Annotated in this window: 23 protein-coding genes and 1 tRNA gene; 12 read left to right on the top strand and 12 right to left on the bottom strand. The window is 67.8% G+C overall.

All coding sequences use genetic code 11. The annotated features are described in order from the left end of the window. Positions 1 to 23: 23 nt before the first annotated feature. A complete protein-coding gene (acs, locus tag HGB39_RS05900; protein ID WP_005561765.1) occupies positions 24 to 1988 on the top strand; it encodes an acetate--CoA ligase in 1965 nt (654 codons plus the stop codon). A 51-nt stretch (positions 1989 to 2039) separates the two neighbouring features. On the opposite strand, the gene HGB39_RS05895 is transcribed toward acs, so the two are convergent. Together HGB39_RS05895 and HGB39_RS05890 are read right to left on the bottom strand one after the other, a co-directional pair. Beyond that, positions 2040 to 3857 carry an adenylate/guanylate cyclase domain-containing protein gene (locus HGB39_RS05895; protein ID WP_005561767.1) on the bottom strand — a complete coding sequence of 606 codons (1818 nt, stop codon included), beginning with the start codon at positions 3855 to 3857 and terminating at the stop codon, positions 2040 to 2042. A gap of 67 nt (positions 3858 to 3924) precedes the next feature. Further along, on the bottom strand, positions 3925 to 5310 hold the full coding sequence (locus HGB39_RS05890) for an MFS transporter (RefSeq protein ID WP_005256102.1): 1386 nt from the start codon (positions 5308 to 5310) through the stop codon (positions 3925 to 3927). Positions 5311 to 5486: 176 nt separating this feature from the next. Between HGB39_RS05890 and nhaA the strand changes: the two genes are divergently transcribed. The 3 genes from nhaA to HGB39_RS05875 are packed head-to-tail and all read left to right on the top strand — an operon-like array spanning position 5487 to position 8191. Beyond that, complete coding sequence (gene nhaA / locus HGB39_RS05885; RefSeq protein ID WP_005561768.1) at positions 5487 to 6722, top strand: Na+/H+ antiporter NhaA; 1236 nt, start codon at positions 5487 to 5489, stop codon at positions 6720 to 6722. Continuing rightward, positions 6719 to 7243, top strand: coding sequence for a phage holin family protein (locus HGB39_RS05880; RefSeq protein ID WP_005256099.1), 525 nt, complete (start codon positions 6719 to 6721; stop codon positions 7241 to 7243). Before nhaA ends, HGB39_RS05880 begins: the two co-directional genes overlap by 4 nt. Before the next feature lie 9 nt (positions 7244 to 7252). Next, positions 7253 to 8191, top strand: a complete 939-nt coding sequence (locus HGB39_RS05875; RefSeq protein ID WP_005256097.1) for an alpha/beta fold hydrolase — start codon at positions 7253 to 7255, stop codon at positions 8189 to 8191. A 7-nt stretch (positions 8192 to 8198) separates the two neighbouring features. On the opposite strand, the gene marP is transcribed toward HGB39_RS05875, so the two are convergent. The 4 genes from marP to nth are packed head-to-tail and all read right to left on the bottom strand — an operon-like array spanning position 8199 to position 11664. Next, positions 8199 to 9389, bottom strand: coding sequence for an acid resistance serine protease MarP (gene marP / locus HGB39_RS05870; RefSeq protein ID WP_005256096.1), 1191 nt, complete (start codon positions 9387 to 9389; stop codon positions 8199 to 8201). After that, a complete protein-coding gene (locus HGB39_RS05865; protein ID WP_005561770.1) occupies positions 9386 to 10147 on the bottom strand; it encodes an NUDIX hydrolase in 762 nt (253 codons plus the stop codon). The genes marP and HGB39_RS05865 overlap by 4 nt, the downstream gene beginning before the upstream one ends. Continuing rightward, positions 10144 to 10806, bottom strand: a complete 663-nt coding sequence (locus HGB39_RS05860; RefSeq protein ID WP_043787391.1) for a TlpA family protein disulfide reductase — start codon at positions 10804 to 10806, stop codon at positions 10144 to 10146. Before HGB39_RS05860 ends, HGB39_RS05865 begins: the two co-directional genes overlap by 4 nt. A gap of 12 nt (positions 10807 to 10818) precedes the next feature. Further along, positions 10819 to 11664 (bottom strand): endonuclease III, encoded by an 846-nt coding sequence (gene nth, locus HGB39_RS05855; protein WP_051055261.1) that lies wholly within the window; start codon positions 11662 to 11664, stop codon positions 10819 to 10821. Positions 11665 to 11685: 21 nt separating this feature from the next. Between nth and HGB39_RS05850 the strand changes: the two genes are divergently transcribed. Both HGB39_RS05850 and HGB39_RS05845 read left to right on the top strand, forming a co-directional pair. Further along, on the top strand, positions 11686 to 11958 hold the full coding sequence (locus HGB39_RS05850; protein WP_005248489.1) for a hypothetical protein: 273 nt from the start codon (positions 11686 to 11688) through the stop codon (positions 11956 to 11958). Positions 11959 to 12177: 219 nt separating this feature from the next. After that, entirely contained in the window at positions 12178 to 12852 is a 675-nt protein-coding gene (locus tag HGB39_RS05845) for a Crp/Fnr family transcriptional regulator (protein ID WP_005256089.1), read from the top strand. Positions 12853 to 12916: 64 nt separating this feature from the next. Here HGB39_RS05845 and HGB39_RS05840 read toward each other — a convergent pair whose 3' ends face one another. The 3 genes from HGB39_RS05840 to sp36 are packed head-to-tail and all read right to left on the bottom strand — an operon-like array spanning position 12917 to position 14359. Beyond that, entirely contained in the window at positions 12917 to 13708 is a 792-nt protein-coding gene (locus tag HGB39_RS05840; RefSeq protein ID WP_005256088.1) for an MBL fold metallo-hydrolase, read from the bottom strand. A 4-nt stretch (positions 13709 to 13712) separates the two neighbouring features. Further along, a complete protein-coding gene (locus HGB39_RS05835; RefSeq protein WP_005256087.1) occupies positions 13713 to 14189 on the bottom strand; it encodes a RidA family protein in 477 nt (158 codons plus the stop codon). Between the two features lie 5 nt (positions 14190 to 14194). Beyond that, positions 14195 to 14359 carry a Sp36 family protein gene (gene sp36, locus HGB39_RS05830; protein WP_005248493.1) on the bottom strand — a complete coding sequence of 55 codons (165 nt, stop codon included), beginning with the start codon at positions 14357 to 14359 and terminating at the stop codon, positions 14195 to 14197. Positions 14360 to 14413: 54 nt separating this feature from the next. On the opposite strand from sp36, the gene bagA reads away from it, so the two are divergent. Continuing rightward, a complete protein-coding gene (bagA, locus tag HGB39_RS05825) occupies positions 14414 to 15430 on the top strand; it encodes an ATPase BagA (protein ID WP_054245902.1) in 1017 nt (338 codons plus the stop codon). Beyond that, a complete protein-coding gene (gene bagB / locus HGB39_RS05820; RefSeq protein WP_005570581.1) occupies positions 15427 to 16566 on the top strand; it encodes an ATPase BagB in 1140 nt (379 codons plus the stop codon). Before bagA ends, bagB begins: the two co-directional genes overlap by 4 nt. A 63-nt stretch (positions 16567 to 16629) precedes the next feature. Here the strand turns inward: bagB and HGB39_RS05815 are convergent, their stop codons facing one another. After that, a complete protein-coding gene (locus tag HGB39_RS05815; protein WP_005248496.1) occupies positions 16630 to 16953 on the bottom strand; it encodes a WhiB family transcriptional regulator in 324 nt (107 codons plus the stop codon). Positions 16954 to 17211: 258 nt separating this feature from the next. Here HGB39_RS05815 and HGB39_RS05810 point away from each other — a divergent pair, with 258 nt between their 5' ends. Then, on the top strand, positions 17212 to 19557 hold the full coding sequence (locus tag HGB39_RS05810) for a penicillin-binding protein (RefSeq protein WP_005570579.1): 2346 nt from the start codon (positions 17212 to 17214) through the stop codon (positions 19555 to 19557). A 55-nt stretch (positions 19558 to 19612) separates the two neighbouring features. Here the strand turns inward: HGB39_RS05810 and HGB39_RS05805 are convergent, their stop codons facing one another. After that, complete coding sequence (locus tag HGB39_RS05805) at positions 19613 to 20080, bottom strand: GatB/YqeY domain-containing protein (protein ID WP_043791948.1); 468 nt, start codon at positions 20078 to 20080, stop codon at positions 19613 to 19615. 67 nt (positions 20081 to 20147) lie between these two features. Between HGB39_RS05805 and HGB39_RS05800 the strand changes: the two genes are divergently transcribed. From HGB39_RS05800 to HGB39_RS05790, 3 genes are all read left to right on the top strand, one after another. Next, positions 20148 to 21119 (top strand): metallophosphoesterase, encoded by a 972-nt coding sequence (locus HGB39_RS05800; RefSeq protein WP_005256078.1) that lies wholly within the window; start codon positions 20148 to 20150, stop codon positions 21117 to 21119. A 54-nt stretch (positions 21120 to 21173) separates the two neighbouring features. Beyond that, positions 21174 to 21247: transfer RNA gene (locus tag HGB39_RS05795), tRNA-Pro, on the top strand. 127 nt (positions 21248 to 21374) lie between these two features. Continuing rightward, positions 21375 to 22382 carry an ABC transporter substrate-binding protein gene (locus HGB39_RS05790; RefSeq protein ID WP_005570574.1) on the top strand — a complete coding sequence of 336 codons (1008 nt, stop codon included), beginning with the start codon at positions 21375 to 21377 and terminating at the stop codon, positions 22380 to 22382. A 1-nt stretch (position 22383) separates the two neighbouring features. Here the strand turns inward: HGB39_RS05790 and HGB39_RS05785 are convergent, their stop codons facing one another. Further along, positions 22384 to 23187, bottom strand: a complete 804-nt coding sequence (locus HGB39_RS05785; protein WP_005256076.1) for a metal-dependent hydrolase — start codon at positions 23185 to 23187, stop codon at positions 22384 to 22386. Between the last annotated feature and the right edge of the window lie 233 nt (positions 23188 to 23420).

Below are 23420 nucleotides of genomic sequence, written 5' to 3'. Positions count from 1 at the left end.
ACTGGAAAGAAGGCCGGGCCACAATGACCAGTGCAGCACAGGCGAGCGGAGCGACGGAGAAGTCGGAACATTCTGATTCCGTCCCGCAGGTGTATCCGCCGAGCCCCGAGTTCACCGCAACGGCGAACGCCGGCCCCGACCTCCAGGCTGCCGCCGACGAAGACCGTCTCGCATTCTGGGCGAAGCAGGCCGAGCGCCTGCACTGGCACGCCCCCTTCTCCGAGGTTCTCGACTGGTCCGACGCGCCCGTCGCGAAGTGGTTCGTGAACGGACGGCTCAACGTCGCCTACAACTGCGTCGACCGCCACGTCCTCGCCGGCAACGGCGACCGCGTCGCCATCCACTTCGAAGGCGAACCGGGCGACACCCGCGACCTGACCTACAACGACCTGCTCGCCGAAGTCAGCAAGGCCGCCAACACCTTCACAGACCTCGGACTCGTCGCCGGCGACCGCGTCGCGATCTACATGCCGATGATCCCCGAGGCCATCATCACCATGCTCGCCTGCGCCCGCCTCGGCCTGACCCACTCGGTGGTGTTCGCCGGCTTCTCCGCCGCCGCCCTGCGCTCCCGCATCGACGACGCCGAAGCCAAACTCGTCGTCACCGTCGACGGACAGTGGCGCCGCGGCCAGGCCGCACCCCTCAAGCCCGCCGTCGACGAAGCGGTGGACGGCGCCGCATCCGTCAAGAACGTGCTCGTCGTCAAGCGCACCGGGATCGACGTCGACACCACCGAGGGTCGTGACCTGTGGTGGCACGAGACCGTCGAAAAGGCGTCCGACACCCATCAGGCGCAGCCGTTCGACTCCGAGCACCCGCTGTTCATCCTGTACACCTCCGGCACCACCGGAAAGCCCAAGGGCATCATCCACACCTCCGGCGGCTACCTCACCCAGGCGTCGTACACCCACCACAACGTCTTCGACCACAAGGCCGGGCAGGACGTGTACTGGTGCACCGCCGACATCGGCTGGGTCACCGGCCACAGCTACATCGTCTACGGGCCACTCTCGAACGGCGTCACCCAGGTGGTCTACGAGGGCACCCCGAACTCCCCCGACGAGCACCGCCACTTCCAGATCATCGAGAAGTACCGCGTCAGCATCTACTACACCGCACCCACCCTGGTGCGCACCTTCATGAAGTGGGGCAGGGACATTCCCGACGCCCACGACCTGTCCTCGATCCGGCTCCTCGGCTCGGTCGGCGAACCGATCAACCCCGAGGCCTGGAAGTGGTTCCGCGAGGTGATCGGCGGAAACACGGCCCCGATCGTCGACACCTGGTGGCAGACCGAGACCGGCGCGATCATGATCTCCCCGCTTCCCGGGATCACCGCCACCAAGCCCGGATCCGCGATGGCACCCCTGCCCGGCATCTCCGCGAAGATCGTCGACGACGACGCCAACGAACTCGGCGCCGGCGGCTCCGGCTACCTCGTGCTCGACAAGCCGTGGCCGGCGATGCTCCGCGGCATCTGGGGCGACATGGACCGCTACCGCGAAACCTACTGGTCCCGCTACCCCGAGCAGGGCTGGTACTTCGCCGGCGACGGCGCCAAGTACGACGAGGACGGCGCCCTGTGGGTGCTCGGGCGCGTGGACGACGTCATGAACGTCTCCGGGCACCGCATCTCCACCTCCGAGGTCGAATCCGCCCTCGTCGGGCACCACGGTGTCGCCGAGGCCGCCGTCGTCGGCGCCGCCGACGACACCACCGGCCAGGGCATCGTCGCGTTCGTCATCCTCCGGGAAGGCGTCGAGAACACCGGCGACACCCTCATCGCCGAACTCAAGGCCGAAGTGTCCCGGGAGATCAGCCCGATCGCCAAGCCCCGCCAGATCACGATCGTCCCCGAACTCCCCAAGACCAGGTCCGGCAAGATCATGCGACGCCTGCTCAAGGACATCGCCGAAGGCCGCGACCTCGGCGACACCTCCACGCTCGTCGACCCCAAGGTCTTCGACGCCATCCGCGGCAAGTAGGGCGCTCCGCGCCCCGTGAGTGGTTGACGAGTCCCTGCACTCCTCAACCACTCACGGGCGGCGAAGCCGCCACAGCGTCTGCTCCTCGCCGATTCCCTTCAGACCGGTCGTGAAAACGTCGCACCGGTAGTCCGATTCCGCCAGCAGCGGTGCCACCTCGGGGTCGTCGTGAACGGCCCGGGACAGGACGATGTCGCCGCCCGCCGCACAACCCTGCACCCGCGCCGCCAGGTTGACGGTCGCGCCGAAGTAGTCGATCCGACCATCGTTGTCGATCATCACCGCGGGCCCCTGGTGCAGCCCGACTTTCAACGCCACCGAGTCGTCGCCGCCGAGGTGCCCGCGACGGAAGTCGTCCCAGCCGGACTGCATCGACGCCGCCGCCGACCAGGCGTCCCGCGCATCCGCGAACGTCGCCATGACCGCGTCGCCCATCTGCTTCACGACGCCGCCGTTCTCGCGCACCACGGCGTCACGCAGGTAGCGGAAATGGCTCTGCACGAACGCGAACGCCCGGACGTCCCCGATGCGCTCGTACAGGGCAGTCGAGCCGCTCAGATCCGTGAACAGCACCGCCAGGTTCGCGATCCCGATCTCGTCGCCGGGCGCTACCCCCTGGTCCGGGAACAGGTCCTGGAAACCGTCGAGCGACGTGACGAGCGCGCCGGTCGCCGCGGCGTCCTTCCACCGCTCCCGCTCGACCACCACCAGCGCTTCGCCGGGGAGCCGGTTGGCGACCTCCAGCCGGATCGCTCCGTCGGTGGCGGGTGAACTCCGCACCCGGAGTTCGCCGGGCCCGCACTCGACCCGCAGCGTTCCACCGGCCTGGCCGACCTCGCAGGCCACGGGGGAGCCCACCTGATAGCACCGGAGCCGCAGCCACCCCGGGTCGAGTTCGAGGTGCTCGGAACGCTGCTCACCCGGCTCGAGCCGCAGCTGAGCCACCGCCGACGGTGAATTCGCCGGACCACCGATGCAGTACCGGGCCCGTTCCGCCCGGCGCACGGCCGGGTTGACGTCGAAGCGGATCTCCACCGACCGCGCCAGGTCGGTGTCGAAGGCGATGTCGCACGTGTCGCAGTGGACGCGGCTCGCCAACTGTGACATCCGGCCGGCGTCCTCACGGACGGTCCGGCAGACGGGGCACAGCACGCTCCAGCTCAGGTCCAGCAGTCCACAGTCCGCGGCGTGGAGGAAGACGTACAGCAGCTGCATCCGATCGACACCCCAGCGGTCCGCCAGCTCGAACGGCCGCATGCCCGTCACCTCCAGGTCGGAGGCGGTCCGCAGGTGGGATGCCAAGCGCCCGATGAGATTCGGGGCATCGTGCGATCGGGACAGCTGTGCTGTGCGGAGTTCCAGCCGGCCGGCGTCGAGTTGCTCCGACGGCGGCAGCGCGGGCACGGCGTGCGTCTGCGGGTCGCGAAAGTGGAGTTCCAACGCGCGTGCGAGCGCCACCGTTTTCCGTATTCCCGTGCGCGCCAGCAGGGTTCGCGCCACGATCGACCCGAACCAGGTCCGCGGGACGATCCGGGCGAACACCTCGACGTCGGTCTCGTCGGCGACCGGGCGAAGCCGGACACCCGTGGAGACCTCCGCGAGCGGACCGCGAGAGAACCGACGAAGGACCTGGTAGAAGCGGCCCTCGATCCACTCGAACGGGAACTCCTCGTACCGCACCCGCCGCCCGTACGAACGGGTCTCCGCCGAATAGTGTCCCTTGCGCCGCCGGTCCAGCATCGGAGCGAAGCGCACCGGGGACAAGTCGATGTTGCGGTTGAGCCGATCGGTATCGGCGAGGAACGACCACAGATCCTGCTTCGGCAGCCGGATCCGGGCCGTCCTGGACAGCAGCACGGCTTTCGCCATGCAAGAACTATAGGCGTAGCCCGTGCGCCTTTCTGGTAGTTGGAACTACCAGAAAGGCGCACGGGGGCTATGCCCCTACGTCGTCGAGGGACTGGTCACGGGTCTCGCGCATGACGAGCAGCGCCACGAACGTGAGCGCGGCGGCGATCAGCAGGTAGATGCCCACCCAGCCGACGCCGTACGACGTGGCGAGCCAGGTGGCGATGAACGGCGCGACGGCGGCACCGAGGATGCTGGCGGTGTTGTAGGCGATCCCCGAACCCGTGTAGCGCACGTTGGTCGGGAACAACTCGGGCAGAACGGCGCTCATCGGACCGAAGGTCATGCCCATCAACAACATTCCGATGGCCAGGAACACGAGCATGCGGGCGTTGCCCATGCCCTCCTGGTTCAGCATCACGCCGAACGTGAGCCCGAAGACCATGATGAACCCGGTGATGGTGAGCAGCGTGATGCGGCGACCGAAGCGGTCGGCCAGCCACCCCGACACGGGGACGGCGGCCGCGAAGAACAGGACCGCGATCAGCTGGAGGACGAGGAAGTCGGTGTAGTGGAAGCCGGCTCCGGTGCCGCCCTGGGCGGGAGTCTTGCCGGTGCCGTAACTGAGCACCCAGGTGGTCATGATGTAGAAGAGCGTGTACGTGGCGAGCATGACGAACGTGCCGATGATCAGCTGACGCCAGCTGGTCTTGAACACCTCGGCCAGCGGGGTCTTCACCTTCTCGCCCCGCGCGACGGCGCGGGCGAACACGGGCGTCTCCTCGAGCTTCAGCCGCACGTACAGGCCGATCATCACCATGATCGCGCTGAGCAGGAACGGGATACGCCAGCCCCAGGTGAGGAACGCGCCGTCCAGGTCGGGGCTGCTGTTGTCGTGGGCCAGGAACAGCGTGATGATCAGGAACAGACCGTTGGCGAGGAAGAACCCGATGGGTGCGCCGAGCTGCGGCCACATGGCGGCCCAGGCCCGCTTGCCCTTCTGCGCGGTCTCGGTCGCGAGCAACGCCGCGCCACTCCACTCACCGCCTAGTCCCAGACCCTGACAGAACCGCATCAACGCCAGCAGTGCGGGCGCGACGAGGCCGATCTGGTGGTACGTCGGCAGCAGGCCGATCACGAACGTGGCGATACCCATGGTGAGCAGTGAGCCGACGAGCGTCGTCTTGCGTCCGATGCGGTCGCCGAAGTGGCCGAACAGGATCGAGCCGAGCGGCCGGGCGACGAAGGCCAGACCGAACGTGGCGAGGGACGCCAGCAGGGCGGTGGTGCCGTTTCCCTTGGGGAAGAACAGGTGCGGGAACACCGACACGGCCGCGGTGGCATAGATGTAGAAGTCGTAGAACTCGATGGATGTTCCCACCATGCTCGCGACGACGATCCGGCTTCTGGGTACGCCGGCGACGGTGGCCCCGCCGTCCGGTTCTGGCTTCGACGTATCGACGGCACTGCTCACTCGACTTACTCCTGCACGATGCTATTTCAACTATTGGGACGAGCGTCCATTCCTTAGGAATTGAACACCTCGTGTCTTTCGCTTGGCAAATTGGATAAGCTCTTCTCGGTGCGCCGGGAAGTCTGGTCGGCAGAGCATTTGCCGTACCCGGACCACATCGAAAGCGAGCGCCCCCGGTGACCCAGCCCCTCCGCTCCGAACTCTCCCGCTACCTCCGCACCGAGACGGTCGGCGGTTCGATCCTGCTCGTCGCCGCGGCGGTCGCCCTCGTGTGGGCGAACTCCCCCGTCTCGGATTCGTACTTCGCACTGCGCGACTGGCAGATCGGCCCGGAGGCACTCCACCTGAACCTGACGGTCGGGACGTGGGCGCAGGACGGGCTCCTGGCGGTCTTCTTCTTCGTCGCCGGCCTCGAATTGAAGCGGGAAATGGTGGTGGGCGAACTCGCCGACCGCAAACGTGCCCTGCTCCCGATCATCGCGGCCTGCGGCGGTGTGGTCGTGCCCGCGATCATCGCCGCGACGATCGGCGCCGGCACGCCCGGCATGGAACGGGGCTGGGCGATCCCGGTCGCCACCGACATCGCGTTCGCACTGGGTGTGCTGGCGCTGACCGGGTCTCGCATCCCGGCCAGCGCCCGGGTGTTCCTGCTCAGCCTGGCCGTCGTCGACGACCTGCTCGCGATCGTGCTCATCGCGGTCCTGTTCACCAGCTCGATCGCCCTGCTGTGGCTGCTGGGCGCCGCCGTGTGCCTGGCCGTCTACGCGTTCGCCCAGCACCGGCGCATCACCACCCCACTGCTCTACGTTCCACTCGCACTGCTCACCTGGTTCTGCATGCACGACGCCGGAATCCACGCCACACTCGCCGGTGTCGCGCTCGGCCTCCTCACCCGGGTCCGGCGCGACCCCGGCGAGAGAGAATCCCCGGGCGCCCGCCTCGAGCACCGCATCCAGCCGCTGTCGGCGGGCGTCTGTGTCCCGCTGTTCGCCCTGTTCGCGTCCGGCGTGGCCCTGAGCAGCGAGCTCCTCGGGCAGTTGTTCACCAACCCGATCTCGCAGTCCGTGATCGCGGGGCTCCTCGTCGGCAAGACCGTCGGCATCTTCGGCATCTCCTGGCTCGCGATCCGCCTGGGTATCGCGAAGAAGCCGCGAGCACTGGGATTCCGGGACATGTTTGCCCTCTCAGTGCTCGGTGCGATCGGGTTCACCGTTAGCCTTCTCGTAGCGGATCTCGCGCTTGCGGGAATCGGTGACGGCAGCGAGGCCGAAATAGCTAAGGTCGCGGTGCTCGTGACATCGTTGACAGCGTCGCTGATCGGATCAGCGTTACTGTGGCGACGCGGTCGGGTCCATGCGGCCCGGAAGGATGACTCGGAAGTGCAAGAGCTACCTGGAGGGGTCGACAAGTGAGCATCACTCACGGCAAGGGAGACAGCCCGCGATACACGGGAGACGGGGTGCCGAACACGGTGTCGTCGATCCCGCTCACGGACGTGGACGCTCAGACACCCGGCGAGGCGAGCCTCGGCACGCTGGTCAAGCATGCGACCGCGCAGGTGTCCACCCTGGTCCGCGCCGAGGTCGAGCTCGCGAAGGCCGAGGTCACCGGTGAGGTCAAGAAGGGCCTGCAGGGCAGCCTGTTCTTCATCCTCGCGTTCACCGTGCTGCTGTTCAGCTCGTTTTTCTTCTTCTTCTTCCTCGCCGAACTCCTCGACGTGTGGATCGCGCGCTGGCTGGCGTTCCTGATCGTCTTCCTGATCATGGTCGTGGTGACGGCGGTCCTCGCGCTGCTCGGTTATCTGCGGGTACGCAAACTCCGCGCACCGGAGAAGACCATCGACTCGCTGAGGCAGGCCAAGACGGTGCTCCCGACGTCGTACTCGGACGCGGAAGCCCATCTCGCGTCGTCCAGCGGACGTCACGCGCGGTAACTCGCTCCTGTGGCACCACCCGATCCGTCTACCGTCCGTTTCGACGGCCCCTGGATTCATCGCGACATCCATGCCAACGGAATCCGCTTCCACACCGTCGAGGTCGGCGCATCCGCCCCGGATGCGCCGCTCGTCGTCCTGCTGCACGGATTCGCGGACTTCTGGTGGTCGTGGCGCCATCAGCTGACCGCGATGTCCGCGGAGGGGTACCGGGCCGTCGCCGTGGACCTGCGCGGCTACGGCGATTCCGACAAACCGCCGCGCGGCTACGACGGGTGGACGCTGGCCGGCGACATCGCCGGCCTCATCCGGGCGATGGGCTACGGCGAGGCCACCCTCGTCGGGCACGCCGACGGCGGCCTCGTCTGCTGGGCGACGGCCGTCCTCCACGCTCGCCTCGTCCGGTCGATCGCACTGGTCAGCTCGCCGCATCCGGTCGCGCTCAAGCAGGCCGTCCTCCACGACCGCTACCAGCGCAAGGCCCTGCTGCCCTCGTTCGTCTCCTGCCAGGTGCCGTGGCGTCCCGAACGTCGCCTCACCCGCGACAACGGGTCGGAGGTCGAACGGTTGATCCGCGAACGCTCCGGACCCGCCTGGACGGAGAACCCGGAGTTCGACGTCGTGATGTCACGGATGCGCTCGGCGATTCAGATTCCCGGGACCGCGCACTGCACCCTGGAGTATCAGCGGTGGGCGTTCCGCAGCCAGTTCCGCCCGGACGGCAGCCGGTTCATGGCGTCGATGGATCAGACGCTGCGGATCCCGGTCCTGCACCTCCACGGCGACCTCGACCCGTACGTCCTCGCGGACACCGTGCGCCGCAGTCACCGCTTCGCACCCACCCAGCAGATGCATACGGTCCCCGGTGTCGGCCACTACGCGCACTGGGAAGCCCCGGAGCGGGTCAACGCCGCCCTGCTGGACCTCGTCGCACCCCGCACCGTCTGACCGACGGTCAGAGGATGCACGCCCCGGTGTCCACGGCGACGGACGCCCCGGACGCCGCCTGCAGCTGACGCGATACCTCGGCGGCGGTGAGCACGAACCCGGTGTCGCTGTTGTCGACGGCGGCGCCGAAGACCACCCCGAGCACCCGGCCGTCGCTGTCGACGAGCGGTCCGCCCGAGTTCCCCTGCCGGATGGAACCGCGGACCGTGTACACCTCACGCTGGACCGTTCCCGCCCGGTAGATGTCGGGACCACTGAGGTCCAGGATCTCCCGGATCCGCGCGGCGCTGGCGGTGTACGGCCCGCCGCCCGGGTATCCGAGCACCAGGGCGTTGTCGCCGGTCCGGGCCGGCTCGGGCGCGAAGTTCAGGACGGGGGCGTCCAGTCCGGGCACCTCGAGCACCGCGACGTCGGCGGACGGGTCGAACAGCACGACCTCGGCGTCCATCGGCCCGTTCGCCGTGTCGACGACGATGCCCGCCGTTCCCGCGACCACGTGGGCGTTGGTCATCACCCGGTCGGGCGCCACGACGAATCCGGATCCCTCGAGCGCCCGCTGACAACTCGGGGCCACACCCCGGATCCGCAGCACGCTCGACTGCAGCGAGGACGCGACGGGGCTCTCCAGGACGCTGGCGTCCGGCGGGTCGACGGTCGTGATGGGGGTACGCCCGAACGGGCCGATGACGTCGGGAAGCCCGGACGTGTCGAGCAGGGCAGTGAACTCGGTGGGCAGTTGCCGCATCCAGGCGGGCGCGATGTTGTCGACAGTTTCGAGGACGCTCGACCCGCGCACCGCCGCCGCCAGCTGAGGCTGGGACGAGGACGTGAGCGGGATCGCCAGCAGCCACGCCGCGACGAACACCGCGACGGCCTGCACGCAGGCGCCGATCACGCTGTCGACGGACCGCGCGACCGGACTGTGCATACTTCCCCGCGCGGCGCGGCCGAGGACCATGCCCGCGACTTCGCCGATGATCACCAGCACCACGATCAGGGCGATACCGACCAGCACGCGGCCGCGACCCTCGTCCACGTGCACGAGCACGTGTGGGGCGATCAGGATGCCCGCCACCGCACCGAGTACGACCCCGATGAAGGCGAGCACCGACGCCACCGCGCCCTGCCGCCAGCCGGACGTCGCGGCGACGAAGGCGATCAGCACGATCGCCAGGTCGATCCAGTGCGAGCCCGTCATCGCTCGGCCGCCGGCCGGCCGTGACCGTGGGTCAGATGGTCGTCGTCGAGATCGTTGTCGAGTTCGGCGAGGACGGTGTCGAGGTCGCGGATGTCGTGGCGGTCCCACTCCTGTTCCCAGCCGGAGACCGCGAACAGGGCGGCCAGGATGCCGGCCGTGAAACCCCACACGAGCATGCCGTCGACGGCGAACGCGGGACCCTGGTATCCGGCCGGGTGCCGCACCTGGAACCGGTTTCGCGGATCGATCAGGGTGTGCACGGGGACCCGGGCGACACGTTCCGCCTCTGCGGGATCGACCACGCCGACCTCGCTGGGCTTCTCCCAGTACGCGAGGACGGGAGTGACGTCGAAGCCGGACGGCGGGATGAAGATTTCCTCGAGCACGGCGAGCGGGCGGACACCGGACGGGTCGAGTCCCGTCTCCTCCTGGGCCTCCCGCAGCGCGGTAGCGATGGGCCCCTCGTCGCCGGGATCGCTGGCGCCCCCGGGGAACGCCACCTGACCACTGTGCTGACGCATCGTGGACGCACGCTGGGTGAGCAGGATGTCCGCGTCGGCGGGCAGACCTCCCGACATCAGCGGGTCCGCCTCGACGGGGCCGCCGAACAACACGAGCACCGCCGCCTCACGGGTGGTCGCGCCGCGGGGTGCGCGCCGATCGAGGACGGGGTTGATCTTGTGCGGGTCGGCCGGGGTCCGGTGCACGACCCGGCGCAGCCACGGCGGAACGGCGGAACCCTCCACGGAGTTCGTCATGCCGCCACCCCCAGGTTCTGTTCGACGGCGTCCGCGATCTCGTCGACGCTGCGGAACGGCTGCGGCAGAACCTTCGCCACCGTGCCGTCGGGCCGGATCAGCACCGAGACGGGCAGGACAGGCGGGGCTCCGACCGCGACGCGGACGCGCCCGTCGCCGTCCTGCACACCGGGCAGCGTGACGGAGTAGTCGACGAGCCGGGACAGCGCGCTGGACTCGTTGGGATCGGTGTGCACCGTAAGCACGGTAACCGCGTCACCCGCACGATCCGAAAACTGCTGCATATAGGGCAGCTCCTCGGCGCAGGGGCCGCACCAGTAGGCCCACAGATTCAGCAACGCCGGTTTACCACCGAGCGCGGCGGCCAGATCCACCTGGCTGCCGTCGGCCACGCATTCCAGCGTGATGCCGGACAGCACCGAACCCGGCGAAGGCTCGGACGTGGCCGTCGAGGCCGGGCACGATTCCAGACCCGCCTGCGTCCTCAGTGCCGCGAGCGCGTCGGGATCGGCGCTCACCGCCGTCGGGGTACGGCCACCCGAACCGAACCGGTCCTGGTACGACGGCACCTCCGCGTCGTCACCCCGCGGCCAGATCGCGACGACGAGAGCCACCACGACGACGAGGGCGGCCAGACTCCACCGCGCTGCGCTAGACACCCGTATCTACCCTCACCTGCCGGCCAGACGCAGCAGATGCTCCGTCTCCGGTCCACGAACCAGTTCGGCGGCGACGTCGGGGTCGATCGGGCCCAGCCCGTACGACGGACAGTCCTTGGCGAGCACACACACCCCGCAGGCGGGCTTGCGGGCGTGGCAGACGCGCCTGCCGTGGAAGATCACGCGGTGCGAGAGCAGCGTCCACTCCTTGCGCTCGATCAGGGCGCCGATCGCGTGCTCGACCTTGACCGGGTCTTCCTCCTCGGTCCACTTCCAGCGTCGGACGAGCCTGCCGAAGTGGGTGTCGACGGTGATTCCCGGCACATCGAACGCGTTGCCGAGGATCACGTTGGCCGTCTTCCGGCCGATCCCGGGCAGCGTCACGAGGTCCTTCAGATTGCCGGGGACCTCGCCGTCGAAGCGTTCGAGCAGAGCCTGCCCCAGCCCGATCAGTGAGTTCGTCTTGTTGCGGTAGAAGCCCGTGGACCGGATGTATTCCTCGAGTTCGGTGCGTTCGGCCTCCGCGTACGCCTTGGCGTCGGGATAGCGGGCGAACAGCGCCGGCGTCACCATGTTCACCCGCACGTCAGTGCACTGCGCGGAGAGGATGGTCGCGACGGCGAGGTCGAGTGGGGTGGTGAAGTCGAGCTCGCAGTAGACGTGCGGGAAGGCCTCGGCGAGCCGCCGGTTCATTCTCCGGGCGCGCCGGACGAGTCCGATCCGGGTTTCGTCCTGTTTCGCGGCCCGCGAACGGGTGCGTCCACGCACTTCGGAGCCGTCGCTGGGGGTCGCATGCACGGGAACAACTCTACGGATACCCGACCGATCCGAATCGCCGCTGTGTCGCTTCTGAGACATTTCCAGTGTTTACTTCCCGGTATGCAAGGTCTCGCTGTGGTCCTCTTCCCAGTGCTGCTGATGCTGTTTGCGCTGGCAATGGAGCGGGTGGAGTTCAGACTCCGCCGGCTCACGGTTCGTCAGCAAGAGGTGGAAGAGTTCCTCGACCAGGCAAGTCACGACGAAGTGGCCACCCTGGCCCACGAAGGTTTCCCCCACGCATTGGCACGCTTCCATCGACGTCGCAAGGGTCGGTCGGGCTTCGAATCCGACGACGCCGCCGTCACCGAAGTGGGCTCGCGGCGCGCCAGCTGAGCGCTGGGCAGCCCCCGTATCAGCACACCGAAGGACGCATCCCCCGGTTAACTTTTGCGACTTCCGTGGTATCGGTCACTCAGACCGAGCCGTCTCAACGTAGACTTCAGAGCCGTACCTGTTGCACAGCGACACGCCGCGGATCACCGGGGCATCGTCGACATGCAGCAAATCGCGCACAATATGCATACAGACGAACAATATTCCCAAGGAGCGCACGTGGACGACGTCCTGGCAAGAGCCGGCATCTTCCAAGGAGTCGAGCCCTCAGCGGTAGCGGCGCTGACCAAGCAGCTGCAGCCTGTCGACTTCCCCCGCGGACATGTCATCTTCAACGAAGGTGAGCCCGGTGACCGCCTGTACATCATCGTTTCGGGCAAGGTGAAGATCGGCCGCCGCTCGCCGGACGGCCGTGAAAACCTGCTGACGATCATGGGCCCGTCCGACATGTTCGGTGAGCTGTCCATCTTCGACCCGGGTCCGCGTACGTCCACCGCCACGACGGTCACCGAGGTCCGCGCGGTCAGCATGGACCGCGAAGCGCTCAAGGCGTGGATCGACCACCGCCCGGAGATCGCCGAACAGCTCCTGCGGGTGCTCGCGCGCCGTCTGCGTCGCACCAACAACAACCTGGCCGACCTCATCTTCACGGACGTCCCCGGTCGTGTCGCCAAGGCGCTGCTGCAGCTCGCGCAGCGGTTCGGCACCCAGGAGGCGGGCTCGCTGCGCGTCACCCACGACCTCACGCAGGAAGAGATCGCCCAGCTCGTCGGCGCTTCCCGTGAGACCGTCAACAAGGCGCTCGCCGACTTCGCGCACCGCGGATGGCTGCGCCTCGAAGGCAAGAGCGTGCTGATCTCCGACTCCGAGCGCCTGGCACGTCGCGCGCGGTAGTCCCGGCACCTACGACTGCGGCCACCCCCTCACAGCGAGGGGGTGGCCGCAGTCGTTTCAGTGACTAGTCGAGGCTGCGCAGGTGGGCGAGCTGCACGTTGACGGACTTCTCCGCCACCGGCCACAACTTCGGGTCGACGTCGGAGTAGACGTGCTCGACCACCTCGCGGACGGTGGGGGTGCCGCCGAGTTCGCCGAGCGCGGCCCGCACCTGATCGAGTCGCTCCTCGCGATGATCGAGGTACTGCTGCGCGACGACGTTCAGTTCGGGCAGTTCGGGTCCGTGGCCGGGCATCACCCGGTGTCCGGTTCCGAGGTCCAGCAGGCGGCGCAGCGACGACAGGTAGTCGCCGAGGTCGCCGTCCGTGTCGTCGAGCACAGTGGTGCCGCGGCCGAGGATCGTGTCGCCGGTGAGGACAGTGCCCTCACCTTCCACGGTGAAGGACACCGAATCCTTCGTGTGCCCGGGCGTGGCGATCACCGTGAGGGTGAGCCCCGCGACGTCGATGGTCTCGCCGTCCACGAGGGTTTCGCCGCCGCCCCGAAGGAATTCGGGATCCACCGAACGCACGGGCGCACCGGTCAGTTCGAAGAACCGCTGCACTCCCCCGGTGTGGTCGAAATGACGGTGCGTGATCAGCGTCAGCGCGACCGGTCCGAGTGCCGCGACGCGGGCGAGATGCTCCTCGTCGGCGTCACCCGGATCGACCACCACACACTCGTCCCGGCCCGGCGCACGAAGAATCCACGTGTTGGTTCCGTCGAGCGTCATCATGCCGGGATTGTTCTCGAGCATGACCGAGACGATCGGGGTGACCTCCCGCACCTGGGCGTAGGCCGGATGGGCAAGCGTCATGGCACTACGACTCCGGCCGCACTTCGGCGATCAGTTCCACCTCGACGGGTGCGCCGAGCGGCAATTCCGCGACGCCGACGGCCGAACGCGCGTGGGCGCCCGCGTCCCCGAACACCTCACCGAGGAATTCGGAAGCGCCGTTCACAACACCGGGCTGACCGGTGAAACCCTCGGCGGACGCGACGAATCCGACGACCTTCACGATCCGCACCACCGAGTCGATGCCGACGAGCGCGTCGACCGCCGCCAGCGCGTTGAGTGCGCAGGCCCGGGCCGCGGCCTTGGCGTCTTCGTCCGACACGCCGGCGCCGAGCTTCCCCGCGACCGTCAGCTTGCCCTCGACGATCGGCAGCTGCCCCGACGTGTAGACGTAGTTGCCGGTGCGCACGGCGGGCACGTAGGCGGCCACCGGCGGAACGACGGACGGCAGCGTGATGCCGAGCTCGGCGAGGCGAGCAGACCAGTTCTGTGTCTCTGCCACGGCCGTCAGCCCTTCGGACGCTTCAGGTACGCGACGTGCTGCTCACCGGTAGGCCCGGGCAGAACCGTCACCAGTTCCCAGCCGTCGGTGCCCCACTGGTCGAGGATCTGCTTGGTCGCATGTGTGAGCAGCGGAACGGTGGCGTACTCCCAGGAAGTCAATTCACTCATGCCGGTGAGCCTATCCCCCGCACATCCCGGCTCCCAGACTTATAGGCTCGACCCGTGGTTGCATCCCCAGACCAGCTCACCCCGACGTGGCCCGAGAAGGCCGCGCAGGCCCGGCTGCACTTCGTCTCCGGAAAGGGCGGCACCGGAAAGTCCACGGTGGCCGCCGCGTTGGCTCTCGCGCTGGCCGAGGGTGGGCGTCGCGTGCTGCTGGTGGAAGTCGAGGGCCGGCAGGGGATCGCCCAGCTCTTCGACGTGCCCCCGCTGCCGCCGCAGGAGACGAAAGTCGCGGCCGCCGAGGGCGGCGGGGAGGTCATGGCGCTGGCCATCGACATCGAGACCGCGTTCCTCGAATACCTCGAGATGTTCTACAACCTCGGCTTCGCCGGCCGCGCGATGCGCAAGTTCGGCGCCATCGAGTTCGCCACCACCATCGCACCGGGGCTTCGGGACGTGCTGCTGACCGGCAAGATCAAGGAATGTGTGGTGCGCACCGACAAGTCCGGCAAGCGGGTGTACGACGCCGTCGTCGTCGACGCCCCGCCGACCGGGCGGATCGGCAACTTCCTCGACGTGACGAAGGCGATGGCCGACCTCGCGAAGGGCGGGCCGGTGCGTTCGCAGAGTGAGGGCGTGGTGCGCCTGCTGCATTCCGACGAGACCGTCGTCCACCTCGTGACACTGCTCGAGGCGCTTCCGGTGCAGGAGACCACCGACGCCGCAGAGGAACTGGTCCGCGCCGATCTGCGGCTGGGCGCCATCGTCGTCAACCGCACCAGCCCGCAGTTCCTGCCCGCCGAGACGCTGGCCGACGCCGCGAAGGGGCGCATCGACGCCGAATCGATCCGGGCCGGACTGCAGAAGAGCGGGATCACCCTCGACGAAGAGGATTTCGCCGGGTTGCTCACCGAGACGATCGAGCACGCGTCCGTCCTCGAGGCACAGGAGGAGAGCGCCGGTCAGCTCAGCGAAGTGGATGGCGCGCGACTGCATCTGCCGTCCCTCGCCGACGGTGTCGACCTGGGCGGACTGTACGAACTCGCCGAATATCTGACGGAACAGGGTGTCCGATGACCCAGACAACTGAACACGAGCGTCGCCGCACCGCCTCCGCTCTCGATGTCGCGGGGATTCTGCAGAACAAGGCGACGCGGATCGTCGTGTGTTGCGGCGCCGGTGGCGTCGGCAAGACCACCACAGCCGCATCGCTGGCACTGCGCGCGGCGGAGCAGGGGCGAAAGGTGGTCGTGCTGACCATCGACCCGGCGCGCCGGCTCGCGCAGGCGCTCGGCGTCGCGGAACTCGACAACACGCCGCAACCCGTGGAGCTCGGACCGGACGCGACGGGCGAACTGCACGCCATGATGCTCAACATGCGCCGCACGTTCGACGAGATGGTCATCGAGCACTCCACGTCGGAGAAGGCGGAGCAGATTCTCGCGAACCCGTTCTATCAGACCGTCGCCACCTCGTTTTCGGGAACGCAGGAGTACATGGCGATGGAGAAGCTGGGGCAACTCGCCTCCAGCGACAAATGGGACCTGGTGATCGTCGACACCCCGCCGTCCCGCAACGCCCTGGACTTCCTCGACGCACCCCAGCGCCTGGGCGCATTCCTCGACGGTCGCATGATCCGGTTGCTCACCGCGCCGGGTCGCGGTCTCACCCGGCTCGTCACCGGTGCGATGGGCCTGGCGCTGCGCGGCGTCTCCACCATCGTGGGTAGTCAGATGCTGTCGGACGCCTCGAGTTTCGTGCAGTCACTGGACTCGATGTTCGGCGGCTTCCGGGAAAGAGCCACGCGCACTTACGAATTGCTCCGGCAGCCGGGCACGAAATTTCTGGTGATCGCGGCCGCGGAGCCGGACGCACTGCGGGAGGCGGCGTTCTTCGTCGACCGGCTCGCAGGCGACGAGATGCCGCTCGCGGGCCTCGTCCTGAATCGGACGCACCCCACTCTCAGTTCCCTGTCGGCCGATCATGCGGTCACTGCCGCCGATCAACTCGGGGACCAAGACCCCCTCACCGCCGCTGTGCTGCGAATCCACGCCCATCGGGCGGTGATCGCCAAGCGTGAGGTCCAACTGCTGAGCCGGTTCACGGCCGCCCACCCTCGGGTGCCGATCGTCGGCGTGCCCTCGCTGCCGTTCGAGGTGTCGGACCTCGAGGCGTTGAGAGCGGTAGGTGACCAGCTCACCCGCACGAGCTGATCAGCTCGCTGCCGGAGAACCGGTCACCCGCCTGTGCCTGTCTGCGATTCCGATCCTCGAATTTCAGACAGCGGATTGGTGCTGCCGCTGAGCTTCGAAGAAGTCGGACCATGATTCCACCTCGGGGTGCTGCTTGAGCAACGCCCGGCGCTGACGTTCCGTCATGCCACCCCACACGCCGAACTCGACACGATTGTCGAGAGCATCGGCTCCGCACTGCATCAATACCGGGCAATGCCGGCAAATGGTTGCGGCCTTGCGCTGTGCTGCGCCGCGTACAAAAAGTTGGTCGGGATCGACTTCCCGGCAACGAGCCTGGGTGACCCAGGCGATTCGCGCTTCTGCTTGCTCGACGTCCAGACGGCTGGTTGGGGTGGTCATGTGCATTCGTTTCCCCTCTTCGAGTCTGCACCCCCCGGCACCTAGCACGCCGAGGCTGCACCACATAAGCGATGGGGTGTTATCTCCATCACACTGTTCCAACAATTTAGGTAAAGAAACCGCAACGCGCAAGACGAAGAACACGCTTTTTTGGTACGCCCGTCCATACCCCGTGCTCAGGGCATTTTCCTGGCCGAATTCCGCGCCCAACCAGCGCACCCGCAGACCCCACGTACTCTGTAGATCGTGTCGATTGCAAAAACAGTGGGGAAGCTCGCGGGATCCTCCGCCTTGGCAGGAGTGCTCCTCGCCGGCGTGATGTTTCCGCTCGCCGGCGGGTTCGGTTACGCCTCCAACAGGGCGGCTGACACCGTCGACAACGTCTCCGCGGAACTGGTCGAAGGAACGGTTCCCGCGGTCTCGACGATGGTGGACTCGGCGGGCAATCCCATCGCGTGGCTGTACGACCAGCGGCGCTTCGAAGTGCCCAGCGAAAAGATCTCCAACGAGATGAAGCTCGCCATCGTCTCCGTCGAGGACCGCCGGTTCCCCGAGCACAAGGGCGTCGACTGGCAGGGCACGATGCGCGCCTTCCTGACCAACACCACGAGCGGTGAGGTGCAGCAGGGCGCGTCCACCCTCGACCAGCAGTATGTGAAGAACTACCAGCTGCTCGTCGTGGCCAAGACCGACGCCGAACGCCGGGCGGCGATCGAGACGACGCCCGCCCGCAAGATCCGCGAGATCCGGATGGCGCTGACCCTCGACAAGGAACTCACCAAGGACGAGATCCTCACCCGCTACCTCAACCTGGTTCCGTTCGGCAACGCCTCGTTCGGCATCCAGGACGCCGCACAGACCTACTTCGGCATCGACGCGTCCGAACTGAACACGCAGCAGTCCGCGATGCTCGCGGGCATGGTGCAGTCGAGTTCGGCTCTGAACCCGTACACGAATCCCGATGGCGTCCTCGAACGACGCAACGTGGTTCTCGACACGATGATCTCGAACATTCCCGAGCGCGCCGCCGAACTCCGGCAGCTCAAGGAGACGCCCCTCGGCGTGCTGCCCGAGCCCAACCGGCTGCCCCGCGGGTGCATCGCGGCCGGCGACCGCGGCTTCTTCTGCGACTACGCCCTGCAGTACCTGGCCAACGCCGGCATCAGCCGCGAGCAGATCGACAAGGGCGGCTACCTGATCAAGACGACGCTCGACCCCGCGGTCCAGGCGTCGACGAAGGCGGCACTCAGCGCGAACGCCAGCCCGGGGCTCGACGGCATCGCGAACGTCATGAACGTGGTCCAGCCCGGCCAGGATTCGCACCGGATCCTCGCGATGGGCAGCAGCCGCACCTACGGCCTCGACGCGAACGCCAACGAGACCGTGCAGGCGCAGCCGTACTCACTGGCCGGTCACGGCGCCGGGTCGATCTTCAAGATCTTCACGACGGCCGCCGCGATGGAGAAGGGCCTCGGCACGAACGCCATCCTGGACGTGCCCGGGCGGTTCGAGGCCCGGGGCATGGGTAGCGGTGGTGCACGAGGCTGCCCCGCGTCCACGTACTGCGTCGAGAACGCAGGCAAGTACCCGGCGGCACTGTCGGTGACGGACGCCCTGGCGCAGTCCCCCAACACCGCGTTCGTCAAGCTGATCCAGGCGACCGGAGTCGCCCCCACCGTCGACATGGCGGTGCGGCTGGGTCTGCGCTCGTACGCCCAGCCCGGCACGTCGGGATTCGACGACCGCAGCATGGCCGACTTCCAGAAGGATCAGAACCTGGGTTCGTTCACCCTCGGTCCCACGTGGATCAATCCGCTGGAACTGTCGAATGTCGCGGCGACGCTCGCCTCGCACGGCAAGTGGTGCCCGCCCACCCCCATCGATTCGGTGTTCGACCGTGAAGGCAAGCCCGTCTCGGTCACCCAGCAAGCCTGCGAGCAGGTGGTCGAACCCGGCCTCGCGGACACGCTCACCAACGCCATGAGCAAGGACGACAAGCCCGGTGGCACGTCCGCCGGGGCGGCGGGCAGCGTCGGCTGGACGCTGCCGATGGCAGGCAAGACGGGTACCACGGAATCCCACATGTCCTCGGGCTTCCTCGGATTCACCAACAACTTCGCCGCCGCCGTGTACGTGTTCGGCGACTCGCCGACGCCGGGTGAGATCTGTTCGGCCCCGCTGCGGCCGTGTGGCGACGGCAACCTGTTCGGTGGAAACGAACCGGCGCGGACCTGGTACGCGGCGATGAACCCCATCGCCAACAACTTCGGGCCGACGACGCTGCCGCCGGTCGACCAGAAATACGCGCGCGGTTCGCAGAACGGTCAGGTTCCGGACGTCACCGGACTGAGCCAGTCGGCCGCGACGTCCCGTCTGCAGGGTGCGGGGTTCACCGTGAACGCGGTCACCACCGAGTCGCAGGCGGCCAAGGGGACGGTCACGAGCGCATCGCCGTCCGGTTCGGCCATTCCGGGGTCGACCATCACGATCTACGTCAGCGACGGATCGGTGAAGGCCGCTCCTCCGCAGGCGCCGGCTCAGGGGATCCCCGTTCCGCCCATCCAGCTGCCCGGCCTGCCGCCGATCCAGCTGCCGCCCATACCCCGCTAACCATCGGTGAGTGGGAAGGTGTGGCGACGCACGCTTTCCCACTCACCTCGGGAAGTCAGAGGCGGGACTTCACCGCGTGCGAGAGCCGCGAACCGTCGGCCTTGCCGCCCGCGAGTGCGCCGGCGGCCTTCATGACCTGCCCCATCTGACGTATGCCGGGACGCTCACCGATCTCCTCGGCCACCTGGGCGATCGCGGTGTCCACGACGTCGACCAGTTCCGCGTCGGTCAGCGGCGTCGGGAGGTACTCGTCGATGATCTGCGCCTCGGCCCGCTCCTGCGCTGCCAGCTCACCTCGACCGTTCTCGGTGTAGATCTCGGCGGACTCGCCGCGCTTCTTCGACTCCTTCGCGAGGACCTTCAGCACCTCGTCGTCGGTGAGCTCGCGGGCTTCCTTGCCGGAGACCTCTTCGGTCTGCACGGCGGCCATCAGCATGCGGATGGTGGCGGTGCGCAGCGAATCCTTGGCCTTCATGGCGGCCGTCATGTCGGAGCGCAGTCTTGCTTTCAGTGAATCTGGCATGGGCGAAACGCTACGCGCCCCGATTCGTCCACTGCATCTCGATTGCGCTCATCAGTATCCTGGAAGAGTGTCTGACGAGTTCCGTGCCAACCTGACCCGCGCCGCCCTGGGTACGGCGGGTGCCGCCGCCCTCGGCATCGGCTACGCCTCGCTCATCGAGCGCAATGCGTTCGCGCTGCGCGAGGTCACTATGCCGGTACTCGAACCCGGGTCGTCGACGCTCCGTGTGCTGCACATCAGCGACCTGCACATGATGCCCGGACAGCGGCTGAAACAGAACTGGCTGCGGGAGCTGGACAACCTCGACCCCGACCTCGTCGTGAACACCGGCGACAACCTGTCGCACCAGCGGGCGGTGCCCGCAGTGGTCCAGGCGCTGGGGAATCTGCTCGCCCGCCCCGGACTGTTCGTCTTCGGCAGCAACGACTACTTCGCGCCCAAGCCGAAGAACCCGCTCGAGTACTTCCGCAAGGAACACAAGCGCGTCCTCGGCGAGCCGCTGCCGTGGGGCGACCTGCGGGCCGCGTTCACCGAGCGCGGCTGGTTCGACGTCACGCACGTCCGCCGCGACCTCGAGGTGTCGGGTGTCCGGATCGCGTCGGCCGGAGTCGACGATCCGCACCTCAAGCGCGACCGGTACGACACGATCGCCGGTCCGCCCAATCCGCTGGCCGATCTCCGGCTGGGCATCACCCACTCGCCCGAACCGCGGGTGCTCGACCGGTTCGCGGACGACGGCTACGACCTCGTGCTGGCGGGCCACACGCACGGCGGTCAGCTGTGCCTGCCGTTCTACGGCGCGCTGGTCACCAACTGCGACATCGACCGTTCACGGGTGAAGGGTCCGTCCAAGTGGGGTGCACACACCCAGCTGCACGTGTCCGCGGGAATCGGGACGTCGCCGTGGGCGCCCGCCCGCTTCTGCTGCCGCCCCGAGGCGACGCTCCTGACGTTGGTTCCGGCTCAGCGCGGCGGCTCGGACGCCGACGCCGCGCGGGGTCGCGCCGAGTCGTCGGAGAGCACCGTTATACGCAACTGACCAGGGGATTTAATGGTGACTGGTTGGGTAATGTAAGCTAGCCGAGGTTCAACACGGGGTGTGGCGCAGCTTGGTAGCGCGCTTCGTTCGGGACGAAGAGGTCGTGGGTTCAAATCCCGCCACCCCGACAGTGTGAGACACCGAGAAGAGGCCCTGACCGGTTCGCCGGCCAGGGCCTCTTCTGCGTGGTGAGGGTGTTTCAGTTTGCGGCGACCCCGCGACCATCGGTCCGAAACCTCAGGCTAGCCTCACCTCATGTCTTCGAGGCTCTACGTACGCGCCGGGCTGGTCGCCCTGGCCACCGTCTTTCTCGCCGCCTGCGGCACCACCGACACCGGGTCGTCCGCCGGCAACGCCGACGTCGCAACCGGCGGCCGCCAGTTCGCCACGGCGGACGCCGAGACCGCCAAGCTCGGCACCGACGCCGACCCGGGCGTCTTTCCTCGGACCATCACCCACGCCCTCGGCGAGACCGTCATCGAGAAGAAGCCCGAACGGGTGATCGTCCTCGACGGCGGTGAGCTGGACGACGTGCTCTCCCTGGGAATCACACCCGTCGGACTGGCCAGCCCGGAGAGCGCCGCCGGTCAGCCGTCCTACCTCGCCGACAAGCTGGCCGGGGTGCCGGACGTCGGGACCACCAACAACCTGAACCTCGAGGCGATCTCCGCTCTGCAGCCCGATCTGATCCTGGGCAGCAAGCTGCGGGCCGACAAGCTGTACCCGCAGCTGTCGTCCATCGCGCCGACCGTGTTCGGCATCCGCCCCGGTTTCCCGTGGAAGGAGAACTTCCTGCTGGTCGCCGACGCCCTCGGTGAGGAGACCAAGGCGGAGGAGGTGCTCAACGCCTATCAGACCCGCGCCGACGAGGTCCGGGAGTCCATCACGGGCGAGCCGACGATCTCGCTGGTCCGGTTCATGTCCGGCAAGATCCGCCTGTACGGCAACCTGTCGTTCATCGGCGTCATCCTGAGGGACGTCGGACTTCCGCGTCCGACGGTGCAGAACGTCGACGAACTTGCCGTCGAGGTGAGCCAGGAGACGATCGGTGAGGCGAACGCCGACCGGATCTTCTACTCCAGCTACGGCGCGCCCGAGACCACCGACGAGTCGACCGTGGTCGGCGGTCCGCTGTGGAATCAGATGCAGGCGGTGAAGGACGGCAAGGCCGTGCCCGTGAGCGACGAGACCTGGTTCCTCGCGCTGGGGCCCACCGGGGCGATGATCGTCCTCGACGATCTCGAGAACGTGCTCGCGGCCTGAGTCACTGCGGGGCGGGCATGAACGCGTCGTAGATTGCCTGCGGCGCACCGTCGATGGCCCAGATGACCATGAGTCCGACGGCCACCGTGAGGGCGGGCCCGAGCACGACCTTCTCGAAGGGCCCGCCTGCCCGGATGGACAGGAACGACGGGAGCCGGAACTCCCACCACCGTTCCTTCCCGAGCGTGAGGAACGGCGCGAGGAAGGGGACGCCCTCCTTGGTGATGGCGTCCCCGAGGCAGTGGGTGGCGCAGCCGAGGGCCACCGCGACTCCGAGTCCGGTGGAACCGGCCTCGGTGGGATACGACTGCCAGGTGAGCGCGGACAGCACCGCCGCGACCGCCGAAACCGCCAGCCAGCCTTTTTCTTTGGCCAGCTCTCCGGCCAGCCCGCGGAGCGCGAGCCCGAGGCAGACGAACAGCGTCGCGATGATGGCGGGCTTGCCGAACTGGACGACCAGCGCGGACACCCCGGCCCCGATACCCACGGCAAACAGGGCCGTGTGGGTGAGCGTGCGGTGCCCGCCCCGCCGCTTGCCGTCGCGTTTGCCTTTGGTGACGGTGTAGAACCCCAGCGACACCGCATCGACGCCCTTCGCGACGACGTTGCTGACCGGACCGAACGAGCGCGAGACCGTGGACTGGCTCGTGTCCAGGTCCGGGAGAAGCGCCGCTCCGGCGCACACCGCCGCGAACGTGAAGGTCTCGGCGGTCGAGGTGGGCCCACCCCAGTCGAGAGGCAGCAGATCTGCCACCGCCAGACCGACAGCCGCACCGGACATTGCATGGGTGGGACCCATCACCATGGAAGACAGCACCTTTCGACCCCGACTCGGGACACGGTCATCCGAGCCGGTGTCCTGACACCGCCCAACCTAGCAACAACATCCGACACACCCGTCACACCCCTGTGGGTACTTCTCAACCACGGGCGGTTGAGAAGTACTCACGGGCGCGAAGCGCAGTAGCGTCCGTCCCCGCTCGAGGTGGATGATGGAAGTGCACTGCGTGCAGTCGGGCGGAGGAGGGTCGTCGTGGA

It is taken from the genome of Rhodococcus opacus (genome assembly GCF_012396235.1).
GTDB classification, from domain to species: Bacteria; Actinomycetota; Actinomycetes; order Mycobacteriales; family Mycobacteriaceae; genus Rhodococcus_F; species Rhodococcus_F opacus.
Note: the sequence above shows the minus strand (reverse complement) of the source record. Positions and strands in the feature narration are given on the sequence as shown.